This is a genomic window from Streptomyces boluensis (genome assembly GCF_009908195.1).
In the GTDB taxonomy this organism is placed as follows: domain Bacteria; phylum Actinomycetota; class Actinomycetes; order Streptomycetales; family Streptomycetaceae; genus Streptomyces; species Streptomyces boluensis.
In genome coordinates this window covers 1-9650 of record NZ_JAAAHS010000302.1, presented here as the reverse complement: position 1 = coordinate 9650, position 9650 = coordinate 1, and the positions used below count along the sequence as shown (strand labels likewise).

Here is a 9650-nt window from a genome sequence, read left to right as displayed (position 1 = left end):
CGGACCCCCTCCCCCAGCTACCGCTGGGAGGTGCCCCCACCTCAAACGCCGGAGGGGCTGAATTTGCCCCCGTGATCGCTACTCCACCGGTGCCGTGACGAAGTCGATCAGTTCCTCCACCCGCCCCAACAACTCCGGCTCCAAGTCCTTGTACGACGACACCCGTTCCAGGATCGCCTGCCACACCGCCCCCGTGTTCGTGGGCCAGCCAAGCGCCTCGCAGACGCCCGTCTTCCAGTCCTGGCCGCGGGGGACGCGGGGCCACGCCGCGATGCCTACCGAGGACGGCTTCACGGCTTCCCAGATGTCGATGTACGGGTGGCCCACGACCAGTGCGTGCTCGCTGGTGACCGCCTGGGCGATGCGGGACTCCTTCGAGCCGGGCACCAAGTGGTCCACGAGGACGCCGAGCCGGGCGTCCGCGTCCGGGGCGAACTCGGCGACGATCGCGGGCAGATCGTCCACGCCCTCCAGATACTCCACGACCACGCCCTCGATGCGCAGGTCGTCGCCCCAGACCCGTTCGACCAGCTCGGCGTCGTGGCGGCCCTCCACGTAGATACGGCCCGCTCGCGCGACCCGGGCGCGGGCGCCGGGCACCGCGACCGAACCGGAGGCCGTACGCGTGGGCCGTGCCGGAGCGGCGGACGTGGGCCTGACCAGGGTGACCACCCGGCCCTCAAGGAGGAACCCGCGGGGTTCGAGCGGGAAGACGCGGTGCTTGCCGAAGCGGTCCTCAAGGGTCACCGTGCCCGCCTCGCAGCGGATCACCGCGCCGCAGAACCCGGTCGCCACCTCCTCCACGACCAGATCGCGTTCGGCGGCCACCTCCAAAACCGGCTTCTGCTTCTTCCACGGAGGCGTGAGATCGGGGCTGTAGCTGCGCATTCGGCCGACGATAAGAGAAGCGGAGCGGGCCGGGTCACGACACGCCGAATCGCGCCGCCAGGGTGTCGCGTTGCGCACGGACAAACGCCGCGTTCACCACCGAACCGTGCCCCGGCACGTACACCGCGTCCTCGCCGCCCAGTTCGAGCAGCCGGTCCAGGGCGTGCGGCCACTGCGCGGGCATCGCGTCCCGGCCCGCCTGCGGTGCGCCGGACTCCTCGACCAGGTCGCCGCAGAACACGATCTCCGGGGAGCCGTCGCCACCGGACACCAGGACGGCGAGGTCGTACCCGGTGTGGCCGGGCCCGACATTGGCAAGCAGCACCTGCATCCCGCCGCCCAGGTCCAGGGTCCACTCGCCGCACACCAGGTGGTGCGGCCGTACGAGCAGATCCGCGGCCTCGCCCGCCGCGGCCGGGTCGAGGCCGTGCCGCACCGCGGAGGCGGCCAGCTCGTCGCGGCCTCGCGCGAGCACCGTGTCGATGCCGACCGCGCCGTACAGCTCGACCCCCGCGAACGCGGCCGCGCCCAGTACGTGATCGAAGTGCGGGTGGGTGAGCGCGAGATGCGTCACACGCCGGCCGCCGAGCAGGGACCGTGCCTGGGTGCGCAGCTCCGCGCCCTCCCGCAGGGCCGAGCCGGCGTCGATCATGAGCGCCCCGTCCGTACCCGCGACCAGGCCCACCGTGCAGTCCCACACCGGCAGCCGCCGCCGGGCCACGCTCGCGGACAGCCGCTCCCAGCCGGAGGTGCCCGGCCCTTCCCAAGTCAACCGCATACGAATGACGCTAACCCCGTGCGCGCGGGGCTGCGCGGCCTCGGCGCCCCCACCCTTGCCGGGGGCGTACCCACCGGCCGTACACTGGGCCGGTGAAAGGCTGGCACTCGGCCGCGGTGAGTGCCAACAGCGGACGAATGGGTCACCGGACGACGGCAGGGAGGTGTGCGGGCATGCTCAGCGAACGCAGACTCGAGGTGCTGCGCGCCATCGTCCAGGACTATGTCGGCACCGAGGAGCCGGTCGGCTCCAAGGCGCTGACCGAGCGGCACCACCTGGGTGTCTCCCCGGCCACCGTGCGCAACGACATGGCGGCGCTGGAGGAGGAAGGGTTCATCGCCCAGCCGCACACCAGTGCCGGGCGCATCCCGACCGACAAGGGCTACCGCCTCTTCGTCGACAAACTCACCTCCGTGAAGCCGATGACCGCGCCCGAGCGGCGGGCCATCCAGAACTTCCTGGGCGGCGCCGTCGACCTCGACGACGTCGTCGGCCGGACCGTGCGGCTGCTCGCACAGCTGACCCGGCAGGTCGCCGTGGTGCAGTACCCGTCCCTGACGCGGTCCACGGTGCGCCATGTCGAGCTGCTCTCGCTCGCCCCGGCGCGGCTGATGCTGGTCGTGATCACCGACACCGGCCGGGTCGAGCAGCGGCACGTCGACTGCCCGGCGCCGTTCGGCGAGAGCGCGCTCGCGGATCTGCGGGCCCGGCTCAACAGCAGGGTCGCGGGCCGCCGCTTCGCGGACGTACCGCAGTTGGTGCAGGACCTGCCCGAGTCGTTCGAGGCGGACGACCGCGGCACCGTGTCGACCGTTCTCGCGACGCTCCTGGAGACGCTCGTCGAGGAGACCGAAGAACGGCTGATGATCGGCGGCACCGCCAATCTCACCCGCTTCGGACATGATTTCCCGCTCGTGATCCGGCCGGTGCTCGAAGCCCTTGAGGAGCAGGTCGTGCTCCTCAAGCTGCTCGGCGAGGCGGAGGATTCGGGCATGACCGTACGCATCGGTCACGAGAACGCCCATGAGGGCCTCAACTCCACGTCCGTCGTGTCGGTCGGCTACGGTTCGGGCGGCGAAGCAGTCGCCAAACTCGGCGTGGTCGGACCGACCCGCATGGACTACCCCGGAACGATGGGAGCAGTACGCGCAGTGGCACGTTACGTCGGACAGATCCTGGCGGAGTCGTAAGTGGCCACGGACTACTACGCCGTACTCGGCGTGCGCCGCGACGCTTCCCAGGACGAGATCAAGAAGGCATTCCGGCGGCTCGCGCGCGAGCTGCACCCGGATGTGAATCCCGATCCGAAGACGCAAGAGCGCTTCAAGGAGATCAACGCCGCCTACGAGGTGTTGTCGGACCCGCAGAAGAAGCAGGTCTACGACCTCGGCGGTGACCCCCTGTCGCAGAGCGGCGGCGGTGGCGCCGGTGGCTTCGGACAGGGCGGGTTCGGGAACTTCTCGGACATCATGGACGCGTTCTTCGGTACGGCGTCCCAGCGCGGCCCGAGGTCACGTACCCGGCGCGGCCAGGACGCGATGATCCGGCTCGAGATCGAGCTGGACGAGGCCGCGTTCGGCACCACCAAGGACATCCAGGTCGACACGGCCGTGGTCTGTACGACCTGCTCCGGTGAGGGCGCCGCACCCGGCACCTCGGCGCAGACCTGCGACATGTGCCGCGGCCGCGGTGAGGTCTCGCAGGTCACCCGGTCCTTCCTGGGCCAGGTCATGACCTCGCGCCCGTGCCCGCAGTGCCAGGGCTTCGGCACCGTGGTCCCGACCCCGTGCCCCGAGTGCGCGGGCGACGGCCGGATCCGTTCCCGTCGCACCCTGACGGTGAAGATCCCGGCCGGTGTGGACAACGGCACCCGGATCCAGCTCGCGGGCGAGGGCGAGGTCGGCCCCGGCGGCGGCCCCGCCGGTGACCTCTACGTCGAGATCCACGAACTGCCGCACCCCGTCTTCCAGCGGCGCGGCGACGACCTGCACTGCACGGTCACCATCCCGATGACGGCGGCGGCTCTCGGCACGCAGGTGCCGCTTGAGACGCTCGACGGCATGGAGGAGATCGACATCCGGCCCGGCACGCAGTCCGGCCAGTCGGTGCCGCTGCACGGGCGTGGCATCACGCATCTGCGCGGCGGCGGCCGCGGCGACCTCATCGTGCACGTCGAGGTCACCACGCCGACCAAGCTGGACGCCGACCAGGAGCGGATCCTGCGGGAGCTGGCCGTGGCCCGCGGCGAGGAGCGGCCCACGGGGCAGTTCCAGCCGGGGCAGCAGGGGTTGTTCTCGCGGTTGAAGGATGCGTTCAACGGGCGTTGATGTCGGGCACCTGACGGCCGGTTCGGATCGGTGCGGTGGACGTGAAACCATGCGGTCATGTCCACCGCACTGACCGATCTCAGCCCGTACCCGATCGTGCAGGCGCCCATGGCCGGTGGCGCTTCGTGCCCCGTGCTCGCGGCGGCCGTGTCCGAGGCGGGTGGTCTCGGCTATCTGGCCGCCGGGTACAAGACCGCCGACGGCATGTACCAAGAGATCCAGCAGTTGCGTGGGCTCACCGACCGGCCCTTCGGCGTCAACCTCTTCATGCCGCAGCCCGACTGCGCGGACGCGTCCGCGGTCGCCGTCTACGCCCAGCAGTTGGCGGGCGAGGCCGCCTGGTACGGCACTCCGCTCGGTGACCCGGACTCCGGGCGCGACGACGGTTACGAGGCCAAGCTGGCCATCCTCATCGACGACCCGGTCCCCGTCGTCTCCTTCACCTTCGGCTGCCCCAGCCGTGACGTGCTCGACGCGTTCTCGCGGGTCGGCACCGCCACCGTCGTCACCGTCACCACGCCCGAAGAGGCCCAGGCCGCGCAGTGGGCGGGCGCCGACGCGGTGTGCGTGCAGGGCATCGAGGCGGGCGGCCACCAGGGCACGCACCGCGACGACCCGGAGCGGGACGGCAGCGGGGTCGGCCTGCTCGCCCTCGTCGCCCAGGTCCGCGAGACCGTACAGCTGCCGATCATCGCGGCCGGCGGACTGATGCGCGGCAGCCAGATCGCGGCCGTGCTCGCGGCGGGCGCGCAGGCGGCCCAGCTGGGCACCGCGTTCCTGGTCTGCCCCGAGTCGGGCGCCAACCCGCTGCACAAGCAGGCCATGACGAACCCCCTGTTCGTACGGACCGAGCTCACCCGCGCGTTCTCCGGGCGCCCGGCGCGTGGCCTGGTCAACCGCTTCATGCGCGAGCACGGGCGGTACGCGCCCGCCGCGTACCCCCAGGTCCACTACCTCACCGGCGGCATCCGCAAGGCGGCCGCCAAGGCCGGGGACGCGCAGGCGATGAGCCTGTGGGCGGGCCAGGGCCACCGGCTCAGCCGGGAGTTGCCCGCGGGCCAGCTGGTCGAGGTGCTCGCGGCGGAGCTGGACGTGGCGAAGGCGGCGCTCGGCCTGCGGAGCGCGCCGTGACCGCGCCCGTCTTCGTCGTTGACCAAGTCCCCTCCGGGGGCGGCGAGTTCGTACTCGACGGGCCGGAGGGCCGGCACGCGGTGTCGGTACGGCGGCTGCGCGCGGGGGAGCATGTGGTCCTCACGGACGGGCTCGGCAACGGCGCCGCCGCGGTGGTGCTCGCCGCGGAGGGCAAGGACCGGCTCACCGTCGAGCTGACCGGCACGCTCACCGACCCCGAACCGGCGCCGCGGATCACCGTGGTGCAGGCGCTCCCCAAGGGCGACCGGGGCGAACTCGCCGTGGAGACCATGACGGAGACCGGCGTCGACGCGATCGTGCCGTGGGCCGCGTCCCGCTGCATCACGCAGTGGCGCGGCGAGCGCGGCCTCAAGTCCCTCGCCAAGTGGCGCGCCACGGCCCGCGAGGCGGGCAAGCAGGCCCGCCGGCTGCGCTTCCCCGAGGTCGGCGAGCTCGCCTCGACGAAGGACGTGGCCGCGCTGCTCGCCGGTGCGTCCCTCGCCGCCGTCCTGCACGAGGAGGGCAGCACCCCGCTGGCCACGGCCGAACTGCCTACCACCGGCGACGTGATCCTGGTCGTCGGGCCCGAAGGGGGCGTCTCCCCCGAGGAGTTGGACCTCTTCGCCGGGGCGGGCGCCGAGCCGTACCGCCTCGGCCCGTCCGTGCTGCGCACGTCCACGGCCGGTACGGCGGCGACGGCGCTGCTGCTCGGACGCAGCGGACGCTGGAGCTAGCCCCCGCTAGTACCCGGAGTCGGTCTCAGCCCTCGTCGCCGAACTGCGCGTCGAACAGCGGCCAGCCGTCCGTCTCCCCGGTGCCCGGCAGCAGCCCGCGGGCGCGGGCCGTGTCGGTCAGGCGGCGTACGGTGCCGGGCTCCCGGAGGTTGAGGAGGCGGCCGTCGCCGGTCGTGACGCAGCCCGAGTACCACCAGCCGTCGGCCACGTACCGGCCCTCGCCCGCGCGGAACACCAGGCGCAGCGGGACCCTGCAGCCCTCCGCGTACACGCTGAGGACCTCCGCGCACGGGTCGGTGCGGGAGTGGCGGTGGTGGACCTTCCAGCGGTAGGTCGCGGGTCCGGTGACCAGGCGGCGCAGGCGGTGGTCGTTCGGCATCGGGCCACTGTAGGGGCCCATGTCGCCCTGGAGCGAAGGGAATTGGGCGGGGCGGGCAAGTGATCCAAACGCCTCGCACGGGCGGTGCGAGCTGCATAAGGTGAATGGGTGACACAGCCTGCCTACCTTAGGTTTCCGCATGTTCAGGGCGACTTGGTCGCCTTCACCGCCGAGGACGACGTCTGGGTCGCGCCGCTCGACGGCGGCCGCGCGTGGCGTGTCAGCGCCGACAACATGCCGGTCACCCAGCCCCGGATCTCGCCCGACGGCACCCGCATCGCGTGGACGTCCACCCGCGACGGCGCCCCCGAGGTGCATGTCGCGCCGGTCGAGGGCGGGCCCGCGCAGCGGCTGACGTACTGGGGGAGCGGGAAGACCTCCGTGCGCGGCTGGACCCCCGACGGGCAGGTGCTCGCCGTCACCACCCAGGGGCAGGCCTCGCTGCGCCGCAGCTGGGCCCGTGCCGTGCCGCTCGACGGCGGGCCCGCGCCCGTGCTGCCGTACGGACCGGTCGGTGACCTGGCCTTCGGCCCTGACGGCGGAGTGCTGCTGCAGAGCGTGACCATGGGCACCGAGGCCGCGTACTGGAAGCGGTACCGCGGCGGTTCGGCGGGCAAGCTGTGGATCGACCGGGCGGGCGACGGCGAGTTCGTACGCGTCCTCGAAGAGGTCGACGGGAACATCGAGCACCCGATGTGGGCCGGGGAGCGGATCGCGTTCCTCTCCGACCACGACGGCACCGGAGCCGTCTACTCCGCGCTGCCGGACGGCACCGACCTGCGCCGGCACACCCCGCTCGGCCCGGAAGCAGGCGGCGGAGGCGGCTTCTACGCCCGGCACGCCGCCACCGACGGCACGCGCGTCGTGTACGCCGCCGCCGGTGAACTCTGGCTCCTGGACGACCTGGTGGACGCCGAGCCGCGCCGCCTCGACATCGCCCTCGGCGGCCAGCGCACCGACCTGCAGCCGCACCCCGTACAGCCCGAGCGGCACCTCGGCGCCGCCACCCCCGACCACACCGGCCGCGGCAGCGCCGTCTCCGTGCGCGGCGCCGTCCACTGGGTGACCCACCGCGAGGGCCCCGCCCGCGCCCTCACCGCCGAACAGGGCGTACGCGCCCGGCTTCCGCGCACCTTCCGGGTGTCCGGCGAGGAGCACGTGGTGTGGGTGACCGACGCGGAGGGCGACGACGCCCTGGAGTTCTGCCCGGCCACCGGCGTCGCCCCCGGCGCGTCCGTACGCCGGGTCGCCGCCGGGCAGTTGGGCCGCGTGCTCTCCCTCGCCATGGCGCCCGACGGCAGCCGCGCCGCGGTCGCCTCGCACGACGGGCGGGTCCTGCTCGTCGAGCGCGAGTCCGGCGACGTACGCGAAGTGGACCGCAGCGAGCACGGCGAGGCCTCCGGCCTGGTCTTCTCGCCCGACTCCGGCTGGCTCGCCTGGTCCCACCCAGGGCCCGCGCCGCTGCGCCAGCTCAAGCTCGCCAACACCGCCGACCTGGCGGTCTCCGAGGCGACCCCGCTGCGCTTCTGCGACTACGAGCCCGCCTTCACGCTCGACGGCCGGCACCTCGCGTTCCTCTCCGAGCGCTCCTTCGACCCGGTCTACGACGTGCACGTCTTCGACCTGGCCTTCGTCGGCGCCTGCCGGCCGCACCTGATCACGCTGTCCGCCACCACGCCCTCGCCGTTCGGGCCGCAGCGGCACGGCCGGCCCTTCGAGGGCGCCGAGAAGTCCGGTGAGGTCGCGGGCGGCGACGACGCCCCCACCACCCGGATCGACCTCGAAGGGCTCGCCGACCGGATCGTGGCCTTCCCCGTCGAGGCCGCCCGCTACACCACCCTGCGCGCCGCCAAGGACGGACTGCTCTGGCTGCGCCACCCGGTGCGCGGTGCGCTCGGCGCCAACCGGGCCACCCCCGACGACCCGGGCCCGCGCACCGCGCTCGAACGGTACGACCTGGCCCAGCGCCGGATCGAGGAACTCAGCTCCGACGCCGAGCACTTCACGGTCAGCGGCGACGGCAAGCGGGTCCTGCTGCACTCCGGGGACTTCCTGAAGGTCGTGCCGAGCGACCGAAGGGCCGGTTCCGAGGACGACGGCGACAGCAACATCACCGTGGACCTGTCCCGTATCCGGCAGACCGTCGAACCCGTCGCCGAGTGGCGGCAGATGTTCGACGAGACCGGCCGCCTCATGCGGGACAACTTCTGGCGCCCGGACCTCGGCGGCGTCGACTGGGACGGCGTACTCGACCGGTACCGTCCGGTCGTCGACCGCCTCGCCACCCACGACGACCTCGTCGACCTGCTCTACGAACTCCACGGCGAACTCGGCACCTCGCACGCCTACGTCAGCGGACCCGGCGGGTACAGCGGCTCCGACAGCGCTCAGGGGCTGCTCGGCGCCGACATCTCCCGGCACGAGGACGGCAGTTGGCGCATCGACCGGGTACTGCCCTCCGAGACGTCCGACCCGCACGCCCGCTCACCGCTCGCCGCACCCGGGGTCGCGGTGCGCGCGGGCGACGCGCTGCTCGCGGTCGACGGCCGCCCCGTCGACCCGGTCACCGGACCCGGACCGCTGCTCGTCGGCGCCGCGGGCCGGCCGGTCGAGCTGACCGTCTCGCCCTCCGGCGGCGGCGACCCCCGGCACGCGGTCGTGGTGCCCGTCGACGACGAGGAGCCGCTGCGGTACCACGCGTGGGTCGCGGACCGGCGGGCGTACGTGCATGAGCTCTCCGAGGGGCGCCTCGGCTACCTGCACGTGCCCGACATGCAGGCCCCCGGCTGGGCGCAGATCCACCGCGACCTGCGGGTGGAGGTGGCCAAGGAGGGGCTGATCGTCGACGTACGGGAGAACCGCGGCGGCCACACCTCGCAGCTCGTCGTGGAGAAGCTGGCGCGCCGCATCGTCGGCTGGGACGTGCCGCGCGGCCAGGCCCCGTTCAGCTACCCGGCGGACGCGCCGCGCGGTCCGGTGGTCTCCGTCGCCAACGAGTTCTCCGGCTCGGACGGTGACATCGTCAACGCCGCGATCAAGGCGCTCGGGATCGGGCCGGTGGTCGGTACGCGTACCTGGGGCGGTGTCGTCGGCATCGACAGCCGGTACCGGCTGGTCGACGGGACGCTTGTCACGCAGCCCAAGTACGCGATCTGGCTTGAGGGTTACGGGTGGTCCGTGGAGAACCATGGCGTCGACCCGGACGTCGAGGTCGTCACCGCTCCGCAGGATTATGCGGCGGGGCGTGATCCGCAGTTGGATGAGGCGGTTCGGATGGCGTTGGCGGTGCTGGTGGAGAATCCGGCGAAGGTTCCTCCGGAGCTGCCTGAGCTGTGAGTCCCGGGGGACCCGTGTTCCCCTGGTCCGCCGGTGCCGGAGGGCTCGACTTTCTCCCCGCCCCGCCCCTGTCTCTT

8 protein-coding genes are annotated in these 9650 nt (G+C 72.8%); 5 read left to right on the top strand and 3 right to left on the bottom strand.

Features of this window, described 5'->3' with window-relative positions:
• Positions 1–78: 78 nt before the first annotated feature.
• Together GUY60_RS28455 and GUY60_RS28450 are read right to left on the bottom strand one after the other, a co-directional pair.
• Positions 79–888 carry a DUF3097 domain-containing protein gene (locus GUY60_RS28455; protein WP_161702897.1) on the bottom strand — a complete coding sequence of 270 codons (810 nt, stop codon included), beginning with the start codon at positions 886–888 and terminating at the stop codon, positions 79–81.
• Positions 889–922: 34 nt separating this feature from the next.
• Positions 923–1666, bottom strand: a complete 744-nt coding sequence (locus tag GUY60_RS28450) for an MBL fold metallo-hydrolase (protein ID WP_161702895.1) — start codon at positions 1664–1666, stop codon at positions 923–925.
• Positions 1667–1839: 173 nt separating this feature from the next.
• On the opposite strand from GUY60_RS28450, the gene hrcA reads away from it, so the two are divergent.
• From hrcA to GUY60_RS28430, 4 genes are read left to right on the top strand one after another with little or no spacing between them, the layout of a single operon-like run.
• Entirely contained in the window at positions 1840–2856 is a 1017-nt protein-coding gene (hrcA, locus tag GUY60_RS28445; protein WP_161702893.1) for a heat-inducible transcriptional repressor HrcA, read from the top strand.
• Positions 2857–3993 (top strand): molecular chaperone DnaJ, encoded by a 1137-nt coding sequence (gene dnaJ, locus GUY60_RS28440; RefSeq protein WP_161702891.1) that lies wholly within the window; start codon positions 2857–2859, stop codon positions 3991–3993.
• A 57-nt stretch (positions 3994–4050) separates the two neighbouring features.
• The gene (locus GUY60_RS28435; protein WP_161702889.1) at positions 4051–5124 is read left to right on the top strand and encodes a nitronate monooxygenase; all 1074 of its coding nucleotides are present in this window, start codon (positions 4051–4053) and stop codon (positions 5122–5124) included.
• Positions 5121–5858, top strand: coding sequence for a 16S rRNA (uracil(1498)-N(3))-methyltransferase (locus tag GUY60_RS28430; RefSeq protein WP_161702887.1), 738 nt, complete (start codon positions 5121–5123; stop codon positions 5856–5858). Before GUY60_RS28435 ends, GUY60_RS28430 begins: the two co-directional genes overlap by 4 nt.
• A 25-nt stretch (positions 5859–5883) precedes the next feature.
• On the opposite strand, the gene GUY60_RS28425 is transcribed toward GUY60_RS28430, so the two are convergent.
• On the bottom strand, positions 5884–6237 hold the full coding sequence (locus GUY60_RS28425; RefSeq protein ID WP_161702885.1) for a hypothetical protein: 354 nt from the start codon (positions 6235–6237) through the stop codon (positions 5884–5886).
• Between the two features lie 108 nt (positions 6238–6345).
• Here GUY60_RS28425 and GUY60_RS28420 point away from each other — a divergent pair, with 108 nt between their 5' ends.
• The gene (locus tag GUY60_RS28420; RefSeq protein ID WP_161702883.1) at positions 6346–9573 is read left to right on the top strand and encodes a S41 family peptidase; all 3228 of its coding nucleotides are present in this window, start codon (positions 6346–6348) and stop codon (positions 9571–9573) included.
• Positions 9574–9650 lie beyond the last annotated feature (77 nt).